The sequence below is a fragment of the Paraburkholderia sp. genome (genome assembly GCF_047605525.1).
GTDB lineage: Bacteria > Pseudomonadota > Gammaproteobacteria > Burkholderiales > Burkholderiaceae > Paraburkholderia.
In genome coordinates, this window is record NZ_JASGFN010000001.1 from 59,830 (window position 1) to 79,584 (window position 19,755).

The following is a 19,755-nucleotide window of genomic DNA, read 5'->3' on the forward strand; positions in this document are numbered from 1 at the left end:
AACGGGAGGCTCGTCCTCCCGCAAGCACGTCCAGACCCAACACTTCAGACACGACCCCGGTCACGCGGTCCAGAGCACGCAGGGAGCCTTTTATGTCGACCATTTCCGGTACCTCCAGCGCAACGTCGGGGAGCCAGTCGTCCGCGGCCGCCGCGGCCGCCGCGGCCCAGGCCGCGCTACAGGAAGCAGCCCAGTCGATTATCGGCGGCTCGACAGGCAGTTCTCTCGATGTCTCGTCGCTGGTGTCCGCGCTCGTGACCGCGAAGGTCGCCGGCCAGACCTCCGCGCTGACCGCGAGGACGAGTGCCGACAACACCCAGATCTCGGCCCTCGGCCAGCTTTCGGCCTCCCTGTCGGCGCTGCAGGCCAGTCTCGCGCCGCTGTTCAACGGCTCGATGCTGACCGCGTTCACCGCCACGACGAGCGGCACCGGCCTGACCGCGAGCGCCGGCAGCGGCGCCGTGGCGGGCACGTACTCGGTCAACGTATCGCAGATCGCCAGCGCGCAAAGCCTGACCTCGGGCGCCTTCAGCACCAGCGCGGCCGCCTCGCTCGGCACCGGCACGTTGACCGTGGCGGTGGGCGGCAAGTCGATGGACCTCAATATCACGGCGTCGAACAACAGCCTGAGCGGCATCGCCGCCGCGATCAATTCGGCGGACGACAACCCCGGCGTGTCGGCGACCATCGTCACCGGTTCGGACGGTTCGCACCTCGTGTTGAGCTCGAAATCGACGGGCGTGTCCAACACGATCGACGTCTCCGTGTCGAATGCCAGCACCGGCTCCACGCTCGGCAACCTGGCCGTGTCGAGCAGCACGCCGACCACCTCGAGCTCGCTGACGGCCACGCAGGCCGCGGCGCTCGGCGCCGGCACGATGACCATCGCGGTCGGCAGCAAGACGATGAACGTCAGCGTCGCCGCGACCGATAGCCTGACCGACCTCGCGAACTCGATCAACACGGCAGCCACTTCCAGCAATGCCGGCGTGAGCGCGAGCGTCAGCACCGACGCGAACGGCAACCAGACGCTCGTGCTGAGCCCGACGGCCTCCGGCACGACGGTTTCCGCCAGCGTGAGCGGCACCACGTCCGGCAGCCCGCTCGCAGGACTGACGATGACCACGCAGTCGCAAATCAGCTCGTCGGGCGGCTGGACCCAGGCGTCCGCCGCGGCCGATGCCCAGTTCACCATCAACGGCACGCAGGCGTCGAGCTCGAGCAACACCGTAACCAGCGCGCTCAACGGCGTGACGCTGAACCTCACCGCCGCGGCCGTCGGCACGGGCACGCAGACACTGACCGTCGAGCCGGACACGACGACGGAAGTCACCGACATCACGAATTTCGTCAGCTCGTACAACACGGTGATCAGCACGATCGGCTCGCTGACGTCGTTCGACAAGACCGCGACGGCAGGCTCGCAAGGCGGCCCGCTGCTCGGCGATTCGATCGTCAACGGCCTGCAGCTCGCGCTCGGCAATATCGTCAGCAGCAGCGTGTCGAGCGCCGGCGTGACGGGCACGCTCGCCTCGCTCGGCATTACGCTGAATTCGGACGGCACGCTGTCGCTGGATTCGTCGGCGCTGAATTCGGCCGTGCAGAGCGATCCGTCTCAGGTTGCGGCGGTTTTCAACCTGACCAACGGTATCGCGCAGCAACTGAACAGCAGCATCAAGACCTATACGCAGGACGGCGGCCTGATCGATACCCGCACCGACGCACTGACCGCGGACCTGAAAAGCATCACCACGCAAACCACCGCGCTGACCGCGTATTCGAACCAGTTGACGTCGCAATACAACGCCGAGTTCACCGCGCTCAACGCGTTGATGGCGAGCACGACGAACGACACCCAGTATCTGACCGCGCTGTTCGGCGGCTCGAACAGCTCCGGCGCGTTGTCCGACGCGAAGAGCTGATCGCACGCGAGAGCGGCACACATCGGCAAGGGACAGGAAAATGGAACAGGCACAACTGCTCGAACGCGTTCTGGCGCTTACCCAGGAAATCGACGAAGCGACCCGCATCGCCGACTGGCAACGGGCGGCGCAACTGTCCGAGCAGCGTTCGCCGCTCGTCCATTCGATCACCGCGCGGCAATCGCCGGCCGGACTCGCGCTCGTGCGCCGCATTCAGGCCATGGACGAAGCCACGCTGCGCAGCGCGAAGCTGGCGAGTGCCGAGCTCGCGGCTGAATTTCAGGCGGCAACGCAGAACGTCGAGGCCGCCCGGCAATATCAGCGCGTCGCGCTTTTCTGAAGCGCGCCAGGGCTGCCTCTCATTCAGCCTCTCATTCGGTCTCTAACGCTGCCCGGCACCGCGCGAACCAGCCGCCAAACCACGAAGGGCACGCTGTGCAGACCCAGGCCCGCTCGACGCGGGCTTTTTTGCGCCTCGCTGCCAGCCCCGCGGCCCCGCGAAAAGCGGGTAAATCCGCCCTTTACTCCCCAAATTGGCGCGAGCGCACATGGCTAGACTACTCAAAGGACGGTGCGCCCGGATAAAGGCCATGCAAGCGGCCATGCAGGCGGACGCTTCCGGGTTCGCCAGCACGGGCCGCATCGTCGTCAATATCGCGTGCCTCGCCATTACGGGCCCGGTCCGCGCATAAGAGGAAACGCATGACTACCGACATCGAGCTCCAACGGGCCGTGGAACACCACCGCGCAGAGCGGTTTTCCGAAGCGGAGCAGCTCTACCGCTCGATCCTGCTCGCCGAGCCCGATCACCCCGATGCGAATCACAACTTTGGACTGCTCGCGCTGCAGATGGGCCTGTTCGAGGACGGCCTGCCGTTCTTCCGGGCGGCCGTGTCGGCGGCGCCCGAACGGCGCCAGTTCTGGTCTAGCTATATCGAAGCGCTGACGTTGAACGGACGTCACGACGAAGCGCGCGAGGTCTGCGAATCCGGACGTCGACGTGGTTTCGCGCTGCAAGCAACGGACGCCGCCAAAGCAGCACCCACGGCCGAAGCCGCCCCGGCCGACGAACGCGAACTGCTCGCGAACGAATTCGCGGAGACGATCGCGACGCTGGTTCAGCAAGGCCTGTTCGAACAGGCCGAAACGCTCGCGCGGCAGATGACCGACACCTTCCCGGCGCGCGGCGACGGATGGAAGTTTCAGGCTCACGCCGCGCTTCAGCGCGGCGATCTGGCCGCGGCCCTGGCGCCGCTCGAAAAGGTGGTCGCGCTGATGCCGGAGGACGCGCAGTCCAGTCAGCATCTGTATGCCGCGCAAGCGATGCGCGATGCGCTCGCGCTCGACAGCCGCGGCGACTACGCGGAGGCCGGCAAGCTTTATCAGGCGGTTCTCGAAACCTTCCCGGACCATCCGGGCGCGAGCCATAAGCTCGGCGTCATCGCGATCAGACTGCATCAGCCGGAAGCCGCGATTCCGCTGCTGGAAAAGGCGATCGGCGCGAATCCGAACGAACTTCAATACTGGGCGCACTATATCGACGCGCTGTTTCAGGCCGGGCAACTGAAGGCGGCCTGGCTCGCACTCGAAATGGCGCAGCAGCGCGGTCTCGCCGGTCCGGCCATCGACCAGTTGATCGCGATCATGACCAAGGTGTCGTCGCAGCCGACCGTCAAGGTGCCGCGCCCTGTCTTCGCCGATGCGCAGGGAGGCCTGCCGGTTCAACCGGTGGCCGCGCCCCGACCGGTCGAGAAGGCGCCGCCCAGGCCTGCCCGCCCGCTCACCGCCACCGAAGAAAAGCAGTGCAAGGCCATCGCCGATCTGTTCAATCGCGGCAAGGTGCAGGAAGCGATCGACGGCGCGCGCGAACTGGTCGAACGCTTGCCGTCGCACGGCTTCGGCTGGAAGGTGATCGGCGTTTCGCTGCATCGCCTCGGCCGCTACGACGAAGCGCTCGAATACATCGAGAAGGCGCTCGAATTCTGGCCCGAAGACATCGATCTGCTGATTCTCGCGGCCGGCGTGCTGCAGATGAAGAACCGGCTGCGCGAAGCCCATGTCTATTGCAGCCGCCTGCTGCAATTGCAGCCCGATCATGCCGAAGGCCTGCGAGTGATGGGCGTGATCCTGATGGGACAAGGACAGTTGAAGGAAGCCGAGGAAATCGGCCTGCGCGCGATCGAAGCGGCCCCCAATGCCGCGATGCCGGTGAACTCGCTCGGCGTCACGCTGATGAAGCAGGGCCGGCTCGACGAGGCGGCGGAGCTGTTCGCGCGCGGCGCGCGCCTCGCCCCCGAGAACGACATGATGTACAGCAACCGCGCGTTCTGCGTCACGCACAGCGAAAACGTGACGCCGGCCGAAGTGTTTGCCGCGCATCGCAGCTTTGCCGAGCAGTTCGAAGCCCCGCTGAAGGCACACTGGCCCACGCACGCCAACGACAAGGACCCCGAGCGGCGTCTGCGTGTCGGTTTCGTATCGGGCGACTTCTGTCACCACGCGGTGGCGAGCTTCTTCGAACCGATGCTGGTCGCGTTGTTGCGCGACGCCAGCCTGTCCGTGTACGGCTACTCCAGCACGCCCGTCAACGACGACGTGACCGCGCGCCTGCGGTCGCTCTTCAGCAGCAACTGGCGCGATGTCGTCGGCATGAAAGACGGCGCGCTGGCCGACATGATCGCGACCGACGGCATCGATATCCTGATCGACCTGTCGGGCCATACGGCGCTGAACCGTCTGCGGACGTTCGCGTACAAACCGGCGCCGCTGCAGGCTAGCTGGATCGGCTATCCGGGCACGACCGGGCTCGATGCGGTCGACTATTTCATCGCCGATCGCTTCTGGGTGCCGTCGGAACAGTTCCGCGACCAGTTCACCGAAAAGATCGCTTACCTGCCCGCGCTCGCGCCGTTCGAGGCCGACCGTCTGTGTCCGCCGGTCAACGGCTTGCCGGCGTTGCGCAACGGCTATGTGACCTTCGGCAGTTTCAACCGGCTCGACAAGCTGCGCCGCGACGTGATCGCGCTGTGGGCGCGCGTACTGCGCGAAGTGCCCGACGCGCGGCTCTTTATCGGCGCGATGCCGCGCGACGGCAACGGCGACCTGGCCGAGTGGTTCGCGGAAGAAGGCATCGCGAGCGAGCGCATCGAATTCCGCGCGCGCTCGAGCGTCGCGGTTTATTTGCAGCAGCATCATCACGTCGACATCTGTCTCGACAGCTTCCCGTTTTCCGGGCTGACCACCGCGCTGCATTCGCTGTGGATGGGAGTGCCGACGCTGACGCTGCCCGCCCATACGGTGCCGGGACGCAGCGGCCTGACCGCGATGTCGCACGTCGGGCTCGAGCAGTACATCGCCACGGACAAAGACGATTACGTGAGCAAGGCTGTTGCGCTAGCTGCGGACATTCCGGCGCTCACCGCATTGCGCGCCGGCCTGCGTGAGCGTTGCAGCCAGTCGCCGATGTTCCGTCCCGACGTCGTGGCCGCAAGCATGAGCCGCGCGCTGCGCGTGATGTGGCGGCGCTGGTGCGAAGGCGCACCGGCCGAATCGTTCGAGGTGTCCTGAGCCGCGCTTGCGGGCACGTCAGCGAACACGCTCACGGGCACATTCAGCCGGCCATTCCGGGTTCCATTTTTCGCCTTACCGAGAATCACCATGAGTCAAGCACCGGCGCGACATCGCCACGATTCGGACTTGCTGCAGATCATCCCCGTTACGTCGCAATCGGTCATCGAGATCGACTGCGGCAGCGGCGCGCTCGCGCACGAATTCAAGAAGCTGAATCCGGCCTGCGACTATTTCGGCGTCGACGCCGATCCGGCGGCCGTCGCGTTGGCGAGAATGCAATGCGACGGCGTCGAAGTGCTCGATCTCGATTCGGCCGGCGAGCGGTTTTACGAGCAGCATCGCTCGCGCGAGTGCTGGGTGCTCGGCAATGCGCTGGCACGGTCGAGCGACCCGTGGGGCATCCTCGCGAAAATCGGCGACGTGCTGCCGGAAAACGGCTCGATCGTGGTCAGCATTCCGAATGCGCAGCATTGGTCGATTCAGGCAAGACTGGCGATCGGCGACCTGCGTTATGAGCGCGGCTTCCTCGACAGGAAGCAGTTGCGCTGGTTCACGCGCACCACGATGCTCGAGCTGTTCGAGAAGGCCGGCTTCCAGATGACCGACGGATGGCCGAAGATCGGCGACGAGCCGTTCGGCGAACCGTTTCTGCGCCAGGTCGGCGAGATGGCGAAGCTCGCGGGCAGCGATCCGGACACCGCGGTGGACGATGCGAAGCCGCGGCGCTACGTGGTCAGGATCACGGCCAAACCGGGCCGGCATCGACAGGTTCCCCGCGCCGAGCATCCGGTGCAGCTTCACGGCAACGGGCTGCTCGACGAAGCAGCGTTTCGCGCCGAAGATCTCAGGGTGCCGAAAGACGACTACTGCTGGGCATTTCCGGTGTGCGCGTTCGACCATTCGCTGGGCGGCAACGACCGCGCGGTTTTCGAAGTGGTGAAGAACGATCCGCGCATCCGCAAGATCATTCTGACGCGCAGCAAGGCTGTTCCCGTGGACGGCGTGAACGTGGAAATCCTGCCGCTCGCGAGCCGCGCCGCGCAGGACGCGCTGATGCGCGCCCGCTATATCTTCGTCAAGCATGCGCCGCGTCTGAACGTGCCGTTTCCGCTCGACACGAAGCTGCATCGCTTCATTAACCTGTGGCACGGCATTCCGCTCAAACGGGTGGGCTACGCGTCGATCGATACGGCATCGCATCGCGACCATCTGGAGACGGAGCACGCGTACAACCACGCGATCATCGCGTCGTCGAAGATGGACCGGCTCGCGATGACCGCGTCGTTCTATCCGCTGAGCTTTCACGATATCTGGGTGACCGGCCTGCCTCGCAACGATCATATCGTTCGCGAAGAAACCCGGTTGCCGCGGGATTTCCAGGCGCAGCTCGCGCAGCTTCGCAAGGTGCTCGACGGCCGCCGGCTGGTTCTGTTCGCGCCGACGTTCCGCAATGCCCAGGCGCAAGGCTATTACCCGTTCAGCGACGCGGAGCGCCAGGCGCTCGCCGATTGCCTGAATGCGCACGGCGCCGTGCTCGGTATCCGCGAGCATATGGCCGACAACGCCCACAGTTATTCGCAGAAGTTCTGCGTGTGGGGCATGCCGACGGTCAGCCTGGATCGCGGCGGCTATCCGGAAATCGAACTGCTCTATCGCGAGGCGGCGGCGCTGATTACCGACTACTCGAGCTGCTTCATCGACTTCATGCTGACGGGCCGGCCCGCGATCAGTTTCGCCTACGATCACGAACGCTACGCGACCAGCGAACGCGGCCTCTTCTACAACCTCGACGAAGTATTCCCCGGCCCGGTCTGCACCGATTTCAAGTCGCTGCTGACGTCGCTCGATAACGTGCTGCGCGAAGACCGGCGCGAACCCGACGAGATTTACAGGCTGAAACGCAAGATGTTCTTCGAATATCTCGACGACCAGAGCGGTGCCCGGGTCGTCGAGCGGGTCAAACAGGAAATCGGGGGCTAATACGATGAAAACCACGATGAAAACCGTGATTACGTATGGCACGTTCGACGTGCTGCATGCAGGTCACATCCGCTTGCTGTCGCGTGCGAAGGCGTTGGGGGATCGCCTGATCGTCGGTCTGTCCAACGACGATTTCAACGCGCTGAAGAAGAAAAGCGCGCTGCTCGACTTCAGGAACAGAAAAGCGGTGCTGGAAGCGTGCCGATACGTCGACCTCGTCATCGAAGAGAAGAACTGGGAACAGAAGGTCGACGACGTGCAGGCTTATGCCGCCGATATCTTCGTGATGGGCGATGACTGGAAAGGCAAATTCGACTTTCTGAAGCCGTATTGCGAGGTGGTGTATCTGCCGCGCACCGAAGGTATTTCTTCGACGGAGATCCGCGACGAGCTGCGCGGCGAGCCGGTTCTGGAGGCGGGCCGTTACTGAAGCGGTGGGGTTCGAGGTGCCGCGCGTTGCGGCAAACTCACTCCGCGACCGCCCCGTACACGTTGCGCCAGTTGAATTTCGGTTCGACGGAAAGCTCGGATTTTCCATCGTCGAAATGCAGCATCGACGCGTCGATATGAAGAACGTTGCGGTTCTTCTTCATGTTGTCGTAGTGGAAATTCGCGTTGCCGCGGCGCAGGTCCGCGCGGTCCTTATCGAGGCGCCTCGCCGCCTGCTCCGCGCTGCGCATCGGATAGTGACGCAGGTTGAAGCGCACCGGCACCGGCTTGCCTTCCGGCGGATTGTGATTGAACCAGCGGATATTGGTCGCCGACGCGCGCCATGAGCGGATTCGCGGCGCGCAGTCCGGCACGATCGAGTAGTGGCGAATCCGTTGCGTGGGCAACGCGATGCGCGCATCGTCTTCGTCGGTAAACCAGAAGTTCTGGTTGTTGAACTGAATCCAGTCGTACGGCGAGTTGAACGCGTCGACCAGATGATCGTAGTAGGACTTGCTGCGATCCGGGCCTTCGAGCAATTCGTCCTGATCGGGCCACGAAATCCAGTCATAGCGCGCGACGTAATGCGACATCAGGTGACGGGACATCGTCTCGTAGAGCTTGTAGAAATCGAAATCGCGCGGCAGAAAAATTCTTTCCACCAGCCGATGCCGGTATTTATCGAGGACCGCGGCCGTGCCGTCGTCCGAGCCGTGATCCAGCGCGATGACGTCATGCCTGTTCAGCAGCAGCCAGTCGATCGACTCCGAAAGCATTTCGGCGTCGTTGTAGCACAGTAGTACGCCAAGCGCTTTCGGTAGCGCCTGGCCGCCAGAAGATTGATTCATGAACGCGCATCCTGCTGTAGGAAGTATGGTTTGCTCGTGTGTCCCGCAGCCGAAGTCTCTTTTCATCTTCTCGATCAAGCGAGATGACATGAGAAAAACGCGCCGCCGGGATCATGAGCCAGTTTGATCCGGTTCACCCGCATTACATCGCTGAAAAAAAGCGGGAAACGCCCTTCTTATTGGCGAATCGGCGCAGCGGCCGAAGCTCGCGCCGCCGGGCTACCGGTAAGAGCCGAAATAAGGCTCGATGGGAGCCTGCAGCAATTCCGACCGATACCTGTACAGCAACGGATGCAGAATCTCGCCAAGCAGCTCGGCCCAGCGCAGCGGATACGAAGACCTGTTCCCGCCCGGCAGGATCACCCCTGTCTGATCCAACGGGTGCGAGGCCGGTAACCGTTGTAGTTCGTCGAGTTTCCGGTCCAGCAGGTTGTCCGCCTGACGGAGCCATTCGGTCGTCAGCGGAGTTTGCCGCCTGAAAATAAAAGCGCACAGTCCGATGAGTTCGGCGTGGGATCGTCTCAGCACATCGCCGAATTCGCCTTCGATATGAGGAATGCCGTGGGCAAGTTCGGTGTAGCCCAAAGCCTGCTTGTCCGACGCCTCGATCCCGACCAGCCGGATGTGCTGCACCATCTGGTGTTCCTGCGCGCGAAGATGTGCGAGTGGCCGGTGTACGCGCCGCCACCGGGCGTCGACTCCGAACTGATGCGCCGCTCGAATCCGGAGAACGCCGACGCGCATATCTGGCTCGGCCGTCAATATCTGAAGAAGGGCGACTTCGACAAAGGTGCGAGCGAAATCGGCTGGATGTGGCATCAACGCGCACCGGAACTGGTCGACCAGAAAGGTCTCTTCATCGATGAGGCCGGACGGCCCATTCGCCAGGACGGGCGCACCGTCGTGCTGTCCGCCGACAGCGGTCTGGGCGACACGCTGCAATTCGTGCGCTACGCGCGAGCGCTGAAGGAACTGGGCGCGCGAGTCGTCGTGGAGTGCCAGAGCGAATTCGTGAGACTGATCCGCAACACGGCCGAGATCGACGAGGTGGTGGCCGTCGGTCAGTTGAGCGACGGCGAAGATCTCCGGGTGCCGCTGCACAATCTGATGAGCGCGTTTCGCTCGACGACGCCTGACAGTATTCCCAACGCCGTGCCGTATGTCAGACCGCACGACGAAGAGACCGATAGCTGGCGCCAACGGGTCGCGCCGCTGCCCGGACTTCGTGTGGGCTTGTGCTGGTCGGGCAATCTTCGGCATCAGCGCAACAGAAGCCGTTCGATACCGGTCGGGCAGATGTCCTCGCTGTTCGAATTACCCGGCGTTTCCTGGATCTCCCTGCAAAAAGACAGCGATGTCGCGGTGCCCGCGCTGCTCGACTGGTCAGCGGAATTCGTCGATCTCGCCGCGACGGCGGCACTCGTTCAAAACCTGGATCTGGTGATTACCGTGGATTCGGCGGTCGCTCATCTCGCGGGCGCACTGGGCCGTCCCGTCTGGTTGCTGAACCGGCTGGATAGTTGCTGGCGCTGGATGGAAGGACGAACGGACAGCCCGTGGTATCCGACGTTGACCCAGTTCCGCCAGCGACGCGCCGGCGATTGGTCGGATGTGCTGCCGGAGGTCGCCGCCAGCCTGACCACGCTGACCGGAGAGCGAAAAAAGAGCGCGGCGCGTCCGCGCAGACGGAGTCGCGCCGCGGTTCCGGCCGTCGCGTAACGCGCCGTTGCATAACGCGCTTTTGCGTAACGCCGTCATCCATCAGTCGGCGCGGGCAACCGCGTGTGCCATCTCCATGCCGGCACACGCGGTGTCTGACGCTAGCGTGTCAACGTGATCAGCAGATAGCTCGCGTAGAGCGGCCCGCACGCCAGCAGCGCGCCGACGCGCAAGCCCCGCGCACGTATGCTGGTACGCAGCCACGCGGCGGCGGCCAGCGTGATCGCGACGCCGGTCAGCACTTCGACGCGCGGCGTCCACGGCGTCAGCAGAATGCCGATGGCGGGCAGCAGCGTCCCCTGAAACACCATCGCGCCGGTGATGTTGCCGAACGCGAGCGTGTCCTTGCCGCGCCGGATCCACAGAATGCTGTTGACCTTCTCGGGCAACTCCGTCGCGATCGGAATGATCAGCAGCGACAACAGCAGCGGCGACACGCCAACCGCCTCGGATACGCCCCGCACGCCGTGGATGAAACCCTCCGCGCCCCATACGAGCAATGCGACCGCGAGCGCGAGCTGAAGCACGATGGTCGCGAGACTGGTCGGCACGCCGATGCGCGAAAGCAGCATCTTGCCGGGCGCTTCCGTGCCGTGCCCCGCGTCGACGAGTTCGCCCGATGCGCGGAACGTCATCACCACATACGTGACGTACACGCCCACCAGCGCCACGCTGAACAGCGCGCGCACGATCATCTGCTCGTGCGGCACATACATCGCGGCGGCGGCCAGCGCGAACGCGCACAGGAAATAGTTCAGATCGCGCGTGAAGCCGGTGCGCTCGGGCGCGACCCAGCCCTTGACGCCGCGTGAGCGAAGCACGGCGAGCGTCATCAGAAACGTCGACAGCGTGGAGAGCATCAACGGCGCGCCGAGAATCGCGCCGACACCGATCTCCTGATTGACCGAGCTACCGGCCTTGCTGCCCGCGATCGCGAGCAGCGGCACGAGCGTTTCGGGCAGCGCGGTGCCGACCGCCGCGAATAGCGAGCCGGTCACGCCTTCGGAGATTTTCAGACGTTCGCCGAGATGTTCGAGTGCATTGGTGAAGAGTTCGGCCGCCACGAGAATGACGACCAGCATGATCGCGAGTTCGAAGAACAGACCGGTCATGCGGCACTCCCGGCGTTCGCGCCAAAAGCACGGTCGCCGCTCGCCGAAGGGGGAGTCAATCGGGAAGTAGGTGGGGGGACTGCTGGTGTGCAACGATGATTCACAGGGCAACTCCGTGGTCGGACGCAGATGACGAACCATGACGCACCGCCTCCGTCCGACCAGAACGAGGTAATGCGTCAATGGTCTCGCCAAACCGACCCGGTCGAACGCGCCATGACCCGTAGGTCAAGTATGTTGACGCGCTCTCCTTCATGTGATGAAGGAAGGCTACTCCCCAGTGACCGGGGGATTCTAAGGGGCGGGGTGGTTTTCGGCAAGGTTGTGGGGGTGGGGCGGAATGAGCGGGCGGCGTCGATGCTGCCGGATCCGCCGTTAGCCGCTGGAACGATGTAACGGCTGCATTCTCGACGGGGGGCTTGCCTGGAGGCACCAGGAGCGACCGGAGCCGGCGGTTGGGAAACGATGGAGATGATCCGGAGTGTGATTCAGCGCTACGCGCATCGCATCTGCGGATCATGTGGTAGAGCGGTCACGCCGCGTACGAGGGCGCAGATGGTATCGAGCTACCGCTGGAGGGGGCATAAAGACAGCGTGCGTAGCAGATGAGGTACTTTAGCTGCACCCTGTAGAAACGGCTGAAGGAAAAACCGCTGACAGCCTGATCAGACTTGGCCTCGGCTGGGATCGAACCAGCAACCCCTGCCTTCGGAGTTTTACAGCCACGCCACAGCCCCTTATAAATCAAAGCCTTACGAAACTCGCAAACTACAAAACCAAGGCTAAACACGGTCAATCAAGGTCAGTCCAGCTCGTCCAAGCTGCAATTTAGCTGCACACGCAACGGTCTACTCGCCGGTTCATCAGCGCACCGGCCCACTATCCGACGCCACCTCGCGGATCGCCGCCGGGGCAAGTTCGCGGTATCCTTGCCGCTTTGGTCAGCCCCGATATCCCGGCATCGAAATGTACATGGCCTCCCGTCCTGCCGGCGCAACAGCCCTATGAGGCGTTAAATATGCTCGTCACGCACATCGCTCTCAAGAACTGGAGAAACTTTCGCGAAGTCGACGTTCCGCTTCGCGAACGCACCTATTTGCTCGGCGCCAATGCCTCTGGAAAATCGAATTTCTTAGATGTCTTCCGATTTCTTCGAGACATCTGCAAGCCGCAGGGCGGTGGGTTGCAGAAGTCAATACATGACCGCGGTGGCATACAAAAATTGCGTTGCTTGCACGCTCGCAAGGATCCAGAGGTGCGTATAGAAGTCGAACTCGCGGAGGCCGCAGGCGATGAACCTGTTTGGCGTTACATATTGGGCTTTAAGCACGAAGGAAAGGGAGCACACAGGACACTGATTTCAACCGAACAGGTATGGCAGAGGGGCGAACGGATATTGAATAGACCGGACGGCGATGACAGAAATGATGCCATCCGTCTTACCCAAACCGCTTTAGAACAGATCCAAGCCAATGCGCCCTTTCGAGAACTTGCAACGTTCTTCGGCGAAGCAACATATCTACATCTGGTTCCCCAATTATTAAAATATGGCGACAAGATTGGGGGACAGCGGCTGGAAGATGATCCGTTTGGTCAGGGCTTTCTCGAACGAATTGCCAAGACCTCGCCCAAGGTCCGAGATTCGCGCCTGAAGAAAATCGAGGCGGCGCTTGCATTGGCGGTTCCGCAGTTTAAAGAGTTGCGCTTCACTACGGACAAAGTCAATGGGCACCCCCACTTGGAGGCAATGTATACGCATTACCGTCCCAACGCTGGCTGGCAACGTGAAGAACAATTTTCGGATGGCACGCTTCGCTTATTGGGTCTTTTGTGGGTTTTGCTGGAGGGCGACTCGTTGTTGCTACTTGAGGAGCCTGAACTGTCACTTAACGACGCCATCGTGCGCGAGATTCCTCGTTTATTACAGCGCGTGCAGCGCGATAGGAAGAAGCGCTCTCGGCAGGTCTTGATCAGCACGCATAGCGAAGCTCTGCTTAGCAACCCAGGCATCGACGGTCGCGGCGTCCTCTTGTTGGAACCTGCTCAAGAAGGGACGCAGGTTAGGGTTCTCAACCACCAGGAGGAATCGGTTTTGAAGAGCGGACTTTCTATCGCAGAAGTCGTGTTGCCCAAGACCCACCCCAAATTGGCAGAACAGTTGGGGTTCTGGTAATGGTTTGGATCGTACTTGCGACGGAAGACGAATTAAGCGAGCAAGTTGGTCTTTGCCTTGCCATCGAAGCGGGCTTGGAGGTCGGCCAATGCCTCAGGAGAAACGGCAACGGCTACCTCCGAAGCCGAATCGCAAATTTCTGTCAAATCGCAGAACAACAGCCGGTCTTTCTTATCACCGATCTGGATCAATCGGCCTGCGCCTCGACGTTGATGAATAGTTGGTTCGGACAAGTGAAACGACCCGCGGAATTCTTATTTCGCGTCGCGGTCCGCGAAATAGAATCATGGCTACTTGCGGACCATGAGGCAATGGGCAACTTGCTAGGGCGCCGAGCACCCAAACTACCGAGCAATCCGGACAGTCTTCCGGACCCGAAGCAAGCGCTCTTACGCTTCGCGGAGCGCGCGCCGCGTAACGTTCGCGAGGAACTTGTGGTAACCAAGGGAAGTATCGCATCTCAGGGGTTGGGGTATAACTCGCTCCTCTGTCGCTGGGTACGCGAAACTTGGCAACCAGAACGCGCGGCGGCTCGCTCCCCGAGTCTAAGTAAGGCTAGAATCCGGCTCCGAGAACTAGCAAACTGAACGAGCCGGTAAAAAGAGCGGTCCTCGCTCTTCGCGAGTATGTGGTTCATGAATTAAGTCACCTACTTTCCGCTGCATCAAACTGCATCAAAGCGCACAACTTCTGCACCTCACGAAACTCCCTGAACCCGGCGCCGCGAGAGCCGGAGCACTGGACAGTGTGTGCACTAAAACCACCCTATCAAGCGAAGCCCGCAGGCAGGGATGCGCGGCAACACCTTACCGAGTGCGTCGACGTCCAGATTCACGAGCGCATTGAGCGACGTGCCGCGCAGCTTTTGCGCGAGCGTCGCGAATGCCGTCGCGACCGGTTGCGTGTCGAGGCTCCTACAACCTTCCTCCCGTATGCCCTGGACGTACTCTTCGACGGCAATCTCACCCATTTCGCTCAGCGTCTCGGGGTAAGCAAGGGCGCACTCCACGAGTAGACATGGGGCCCGTCCGGCCGAGTCCGCCGCGCATTGCACTCGTGGCCTATTGCTGTGGCTGCGCTGTCTCGGACGTGATTCTCGGAAACAAGGTGATGCTTTTGAAACGCTCGGCTCCTGTTTGCTCAGCGCCGCTCTTTGTACGCACGCGGAAAGGGGCTAGCCGTCCGCGTAACGAGCTTGAACAGGAGTTCGAGCAGCTTGTTGAATCGGGACGCGCGACGAGCGCGCGAGAAGTTGCAGACCTTTTGGACGTCTCAGGCAAATTTTTGCGCTCACTCTCACCCAGTCTGTATCGGAGAGTCGCTGATGCCGGACAAGAGCTTTTCCAGCGCCAGGCGAGGGAACGACAAGATTTGGAGTTTGATGAATTTAAGAAATCGTTCGACGCCATTGTCGCGAGGCTTGAAAACCCGGCGAGACGCAGAGTGCAGCGCGACGTGTTTGAAAGGATGGGAATGACTTTCCGGTACGGCCAGTACCGGCGCTTCTTCAAGCGAGCACGGCAACTTGCGGAGGATGGCGCGCGTGGCGCACTAGCAGACGCTGAGAGCGCAGGCGGAGGGAGACGCTGAGGAAGGAATCGTCCAGCTATGGACTAATATCTGTGAAAAATTAACCAGTTCATGTCGTTTACCGACATTAACAGGTGAACTTCACTAGAGGGGAAATCGCTGAAAGCCTTATCAGGCTTGGCGCGCCCGGCTGGGATCGAACCAGCAACCCCTGCCTTCGGAGGGGCGAATTTCAGGTTTTTGTAGGTTCGTCAAGGTATCTAAGCTATTGATTTTTATACAATCAGTTTCATGACGGTTCGCCCGGTTTCGCCTAGAATTTCCGTACAGTTTCCGTACGGACGAAATCATGAGCGACAAAAAAGCCCCGAATCTCACTTCAAAATCTGGCCGCGCCGCGCTCGCCCCGCGCCGTGAGCCGTACTGGTCCCGACTCTCTGCGGGGGTGTATCTCGGCTATCGCGCGGCGGAATCGGGCGCGGGCACGTGGATAGCGCGTCGCCGCAATGACGAAGGCAAACAGGAATACCACGCGCTTGGCACGCATGAATCGTTTGATGATGCGAAGGCCGAAGCCGAAGAATGGGCGCGCGCGCTTAGTCACGGTGTAAGTGCGAAGGCCGTGACGGTTAAGGACGTTTGCGCCGATTACGTTTCCGATCTGAAGGTGCGCCGAAGCGTGCAAAGCGGGACTGACGCGGCGGGCCGCTTCCGTCGCCTGGTCGATGACGCGAAGATTGGACGCCTGACGCTCGACAAGCTGCGCACGACGCACTTGCGGACGTGGTTGCACGAACAGGTAGACGACGCCGAAGACCCGGATGAACTGCGCCGCGCGAAGGATTCCGCAAACCGCAACCTCGCAACCCTGAAAGCCGCGCTCAATCACGCGCTGAAAAATCGCCTTGTGCTCACTGACGCGGGTTGGAAAACGGTAATGAAATTCGAAGGCGTTGGACGGCGGCGCGAGTCGGCGCTAACCGCCGATCAGGTGGGCGCGCTGCTCGCCAAGCTGCCCGATGACCTGCGCCCGCTGATGGCCGCGTTGGCGTATGTGCCAAGCCGTCCGGGCGAAGTCGCGGCCCTGCGCGTTCGTGACTTTGACCCGCGTCAGGGTACGCTCGCGCTCGAAGGCAAGACCGGGCGGCGTGTGGTGCCGCTCTCGACGGCGGCAATCGCGTTTTTTAAGACGCACACAAAAAGCAAAACGGCGGGCGCGTTGCTGTTCGCGCAGGCGCATGGTGTCGCATGGAATCGTCATGCATGGAAAAAGCCGTTTCGCGCGGCGGCGGACGCGGCAGGCCTGTCCGATGACGTGGTTGCGTACACCATCAGGCATACGGCAATCACGAACCTGATCGCGGCGGGCGTCGATTCCGTACTGGTTGCGCGGCTTGCCGGTACGAGCGTCGAAATGATCCAGAAGCATTACGAACACGCCGACGATGGCCGCGTGCGAAAGCTGCTCGACGCCGTGCCCGCGCTTGTCGGTTGATGCGTAACCGTTCGCTGGTGTTAATCTGACTTCCCAACGGTTCAGGGAGGAAGGATGAACGCCAACGAACATCACGCTTTGCTTGCCCGGACACTGGCCGAAAAGCTCGATGCCATCGAAAGCGCCCGCGCCGCCATCGACGCCGCCGCCGATCCGGTCGCAGCACTCGTAGCCATCAAAGCTATGCGCGAAGATGTCGAACGGCTCGCGATACGGGTGTTTTCCCATGCGGCAATCCTGCGGGCGCGAAGCCCGGACGCCACTATCGAAGAAAAGGCGGCGGGCATTGTCGCTTCACGCCTGCACACGTTTCCCGGCCAGAATGGCGACCGCGACGACGCGCGGCGCTGGCGCGTCAGTTTCCCTTATGTGTTTGTCCCGAAGAATCAGGCTTTGACGCCAGCGCAACTACGCGAACGCCAATGCTACTTGTTTGTGTCGCGCCTGATTGCTTCCGGTAAAAAATGGGACGAAGCCGCCCGGCTTGCGGAAACGGAGTTTCGCCGCTCACGTTCGTGGGTGAGCGGCGCTTACTACAACGACACGCACCGCGCCGAACTCGAACCGCTGCTGAAGATCGAGCGGGGCGACGCTTTCTAGTTTTCGCGCGCCGAAAAATAGAACAGAAAAACGGCGCGTATTAATGGAATGACGGGCCGCGCGCCCGCTTCTAGATTCCCTCCAAGGAAGTTCAAAACGAACTTCCGCTAATCAGGAGGGATTCAGCATGGAAAATCAGGACGCTTTCACGGTCGCGGAATTCTGCGCCGCCGTGCGCATCTCGAAAGTCACTTACTACGCCTTGAAAAAGCGCGGCGAAGGCCCGGACGAAATGCACATCGGCCGCCGCCGCGTCATCACGGCTGAATCGAAGCACAAGTGGGAAACCCGCATGACGAAGCGCGCCGCCGAAGCCGAAGCGGCGGCGTAAGGGGCACGTCATGACGACCCGACACCCGTTGCAGGACACGCGTATGCGCGTGAATAGCGGTTCGTATAGGGGCCGCTTGTGCAAGGTGATTCGCGTGCTGATGGACCACGGCGAAAACGGCTTCGCCGAAGTCGAATTCGACCCGCCGAAGGATTCGCGCACTAAGGTAAAGGAACGCGACCTTGTGCCGTTGCCGTATCTCACGCACGCGGGGCAGGTATGAGCGCTGCCGCTCTGCTCGATAGGCTCGACGGCGTGCGTTCATGCGGCCCGAATCGGTGGCGGGCGAAATGCCCGGCATGCGGCTCGAACAAGGCCGTTCTCGCGGTCACCGAAGCGGCGAGCGGCGCGACGCTGGTGCATTGCTTTCGCGGTGGATGCGCCGTGGTGGATATCGCCTACGCCGCTGGCGTGCCGCTCGATGCGCTGTTCCCACCGCGCGTTGACGGCGTCCACGCTTCAAAGCCCGCGAAGCGTCGCTACAACGCCGCGCAGACGCTCGCCGCCATCAATTGCGAACTAATCGAAGTGATGCTGATCGTCGGTGCGATCTTGCGCCGTGGAGCTGTCACGGCGAGCGAACACGCGCGCCTGAGGCTGGCACTCACGCGCGTGAGCATCGCGGAGGGCTGGTCCCATGACTAACAAGGCCCCGAACTATGCGACGCTGGCCGCGCAATACGCGGCGATGCAATGGCTTCGCAGACACCCGTTATCCGACACCCGCCGCATAGCGCTCTATGCGGCGCTGATCGAGCACATGGATATTGAATGCGTCTGCTATCCGGGGACGCGCCGACTCGCCGCCATCACACGTATCAGCCGCCCCGTTGTGCTGAAACTTCTCAAGGAGTTCGAAAGGTGCAGCCTGCTCGAATTTCTCGACCGGCCGACAAGTGGAAGCACGCCGCGACGCGTGCGTCTGCACTTCGAATGTCTCGCACTGGTCAATCCTGCGTTGACCACAAACGAATCGGATGACGAAACCTTTGTGGTCAATCATGCGTTGACCATAAGCCCGCAATTTGCGGTCAATCCTAGGTTGACCACTCAAAAACCGTTTGTGGTCAATCCCGCGTCGATTTGTGGTCAACCCTGTGTTGACCCGAATAGTAAACAAGAATACGCGGGCAACTCAAACGAGAGCGCACCGGATGCGCCGAAGAAAAGCGACGTTCCACGGAAAGCAGATTCCCGTTCGAACGTCGCCGTTAAAAAAAAAGCGCTGGTGGACCGCGAGCGCCTGACCAACGCCAAATCCGCGCGCGCGAGGCAGATATGAGCGAGGACTGCAAAGGCGCGCTTGTCTCGAAGTCGGGCGGGTTGTATCTGCCGTGGGGTCCGTACCTCGACGCCGACCACGTGCGCCGGATGCGCGCCGATCTGGTCGGCACGATTGAAGCGCTGGCCGCGCTCGAATTGTGGCCGAAGGAATACCGCGACGGCGTGCTTACGCGGGCGATTTGCGGGCCGCTCGCCGACCTCGCACCAAATCATCACTACTTCACCGAACGAACGATCAAAGCCGAGTGCGACGTGATGGCCGCTCAATTGCGCGACGAGCGCACGTGGCACGGCGAAGGACTCGACGACCGAATGAGCGACCGCAAACCAGACACGAAAGCACGCCGCACGAAAGCTCGCGGCATGTCAACGCTCGACCGGCAAGCGAACCACTTGCGTAAGGAAGCAACGCCTCACAACGAAAGGAGACGGACATGACGAACGAACAACATATGACCGCGAAGGAACGCGACGCACTGCTGCTTTCCGCCGAAAGTGTCAACGAGTGGGACCGCGAGGACATCGACATGACCGAAACCGCGAAGCAATGGCGCGAGGCGTGCGAATGCCCGCCCGTGCATGGCGCCCTGATCGGGCTGGCCCTGCTGCTGCAATACGAGCGCTCGACCGGCCACCGTGTCGTGCCGTCACAGGACGCACGGCCCGAACTGGCCGCATTGCGCGCGCTCGTGGACGACATCACGACGAAGCTCGACGCGGCGGACGATACCGCGAGCGGCGAGACGATCCACTAGCGGAGGC

The 19,755-nt window shown here is 62.1% G+C and carries 19 protein-coding genes, 1 pseudogene and 1 riboswitch; of the genes and pseudogenes, 15 read left to right on the forward strand and 5 right to left on the reverse strand.

What is annotated here, in order from left to right; genetic code table 11:
* Positions 1–92: 92 nt before the first annotated feature.
* The 5 genes from fliD to tagD all read left to right on the forward strand — a co-directional run bounded on the left by fliD (position 93) and on the right by tagD (position 7,902).
* A complete protein-coding gene (fliD, locus tag QM685_RS00310) occupies positions 93–1,922 on the forward strand; it encodes a flagellar filament capping protein FliD (protein ID WP_415111859.1) in 1,830 nt (609 codons plus the stop codon).
* A 40-nt stretch (positions 1,923–1,962) separates the two neighbouring features.
* A complete protein-coding gene (gene fliT / locus QM685_RS00315; protein WP_415111860.1) occupies positions 1,963–2,262 on the forward strand; it encodes a flagellar protein FliT in 300 nt (99 codons plus the stop codon).
* Positions 2,263–2,624: 362 nt separating this feature from the next.
* Positions 2,625–5,489, forward strand: a complete 2,865-nt coding sequence (locus QM685_RS00320; protein WP_415111861.1) for a tetratricopeptide repeat protein — start codon at positions 2,625–2,627, stop codon at positions 5,487–5,489.
* Positions 5,490–5,579: 90 nt separating this feature from the next.
* Entirely contained in the window at positions 5,580–7,472 is a 1,893-nt protein-coding gene (locus QM685_RS00325) for a CDP-glycerol glycerophosphotransferase family protein (protein WP_415111862.1), read from the forward strand.
* A gap of 16 nt (positions 7,473–7,488) precedes the next feature.
* On the forward strand, positions 7,489–7,902 hold the full coding sequence (gene tagD / locus QM685_RS00330) for a glycerol-3-phosphate cytidylyltransferase (RefSeq protein WP_415111863.1): 414 nt from the start codon (positions 7,489–7,491) through the stop codon (positions 7,900–7,902).
* Positions 7,903–7,939: 37 nt separating this feature from the next.
* Here tagD and QM685_RS00335 read toward each other — a convergent pair whose 3' ends face one another.
* Positions 7,940–8,749 (reverse strand): hypothetical protein, encoded by an 810-nt coding sequence (locus QM685_RS00335; protein ID WP_415111864.1) that lies wholly within the window; start codon positions 8,747–8,749, stop codon positions 7,940–7,942.
* Positions 8,750–8,968: 219 nt separating this feature from the next.
* A complete protein-coding gene (locus tag QM685_RS00340) occupies positions 8,969–9,385 on the reverse strand; it encodes a hypothetical protein (RefSeq protein ID WP_415111865.1) in 417 nt (138 codons plus the stop codon).
* Here QM685_RS00340 and QM685_RS00345 point away from each other — a divergent pair.
* Positions 9,374–10,468 carry a glycosyltransferase family 9 protein gene (locus tag QM685_RS00345; protein ID WP_415111866.1) on the forward strand — a complete coding sequence of 365 codons (1,095 nt, stop codon included), beginning with the start codon at positions 9,374–9,376 and terminating at the stop codon, positions 10,466–10,468. The two genes, QM685_RS00340 and QM685_RS00345, sit on opposite strands and share 12 nt — an antisense overlap.
* A gap of 101 nt (positions 10,469–10,569) precedes the next feature.
* Here QM685_RS00345 and QM685_RS00350 read toward each other — a convergent pair whose 3' ends face one another.
* A complete protein-coding gene (locus tag QM685_RS00350; protein WP_415111867.1) occupies positions 10,570–11,580 on the reverse strand; it encodes a sodium:calcium antiporter in 1,011 nt (336 codons plus the stop codon).
* A 109-nt stretch (positions 11,581–11,689) separates the two neighbouring features.
* Positions 11,690–11,871, reverse strand: a riboswitch (yybP-ykoY riboswitch).
* Positions 11,872–12,598: 727 nt separating this feature from the next.
* Between QM685_RS00350 and QM685_RS00355 the strand changes: the two genes are divergently transcribed.
* Complete coding sequence (locus QM685_RS00355; RefSeq protein ID WP_415111868.1) at positions 12,599–13,753, forward strand: AAA family ATPase; 1,155 nt, start codon at positions 12,599–12,601, stop codon at positions 13,751–13,753.
* A 32-nt stretch (positions 13,754–13,785) separates the two neighbouring features.
* Here the strand turns inward: QM685_RS00355 and QM685_RS00360 are convergent, their stop codons facing one another.
* Both QM685_RS00360 and QM685_RS00365 read right to left on the reverse strand, forming a co-directional pair.
* Entirely contained in the window at positions 13,786–13,944 is a 159-nt protein-coding gene (locus tag QM685_RS00360; protein WP_415111869.1) for a hypothetical protein, read from the reverse strand.
* A gap of 599 nt (positions 13,945–14,543) precedes the next feature.
* Positions 14,544–14,723 (reverse strand): annotated as a pseudogene (locus QM685_RS00365) (hypothetical protein); the annotation flags it as partial.
* A gap of 909 nt (positions 14,724–15,632) precedes the next feature.
* Between QM685_RS00365 and QM685_RS00370 the strand changes: the two are divergent.
* From QM685_RS00370 to QM685_RS00405, 8 genes are all read left to right on the forward strand, one after another.
* Entirely contained in the window at positions 15,633–16,778 is a 1,146-nt protein-coding gene (locus QM685_RS00370) for a tyrosine-type recombinase/integrase (protein ID WP_415111870.1), read from the forward strand.
* Between the two features lie 54 nt (positions 16,779–16,832).
* A complete protein-coding gene (locus QM685_RS00375) occupies positions 16,833–17,378 on the forward strand; it encodes a hypothetical protein (RefSeq protein ID WP_415111871.1) in 546 nt (181 codons plus the stop codon).
* A 127-nt stretch (positions 17,379–17,505) separates the two neighbouring features.
* Positions 17,506–17,709 carry a hypothetical protein gene (locus QM685_RS00380; protein ID WP_415111872.1) on the forward strand — a complete coding sequence of 68 codons (204 nt, stop codon included), beginning with the start codon at positions 17,506–17,508 and terminating at the stop codon, positions 17,707–17,709.
* A 10-nt stretch (positions 17,710–17,719) separates the two neighbouring features.
* Positions 17,720–17,932: a hypothetical protein gene (locus QM685_RS00385; protein WP_415111873.1), complete on the forward strand. Its 213-nt coding sequence runs from the start codon at positions 17,720–17,722 to the stop codon at positions 17,930–17,932.
* Positions 17,933–18,096: 164 nt separating this feature from the next.
* Positions 18,097–18,354: a hypothetical protein gene (locus tag QM685_RS00390; protein WP_415111874.1), complete on the forward strand. Its 258-nt coding sequence runs from the start codon at positions 18,097–18,099 to the stop codon at positions 18,352–18,354.
* A complete protein-coding gene (locus QM685_RS00395) occupies positions 18,347–18,991 on the forward strand; it encodes a hypothetical protein (protein ID WP_415111875.1) in 645 nt (214 codons plus the stop codon). The genes QM685_RS00390 and QM685_RS00395 overlap by 8 nt, the downstream gene beginning before the upstream one ends.
* The gene (locus QM685_RS00400; RefSeq protein WP_415111876.1) at positions 18,988–19,431 is read left to right on the forward strand and encodes a hypothetical protein; all 444 of its coding nucleotides are present in this window, start codon (positions 18,988–18,990) and stop codon (positions 19,429–19,431) included. Before QM685_RS00395 ends, QM685_RS00400 begins: the two co-directional genes overlap by 4 nt.
* Positions 19,428–19,748 carry a hypothetical protein gene (locus QM685_RS00405; protein WP_415111877.1) on the forward strand — a complete coding sequence of 107 codons (321 nt, stop codon included), beginning with the start codon at positions 19,428–19,430 and terminating at the stop codon, positions 19,746–19,748. Before QM685_RS00400 ends, QM685_RS00405 begins: the two co-directional genes overlap by 4 nt.
* The last annotated feature ends 7 nt before the right edge of the window (positions 19,749–19,755 follow it).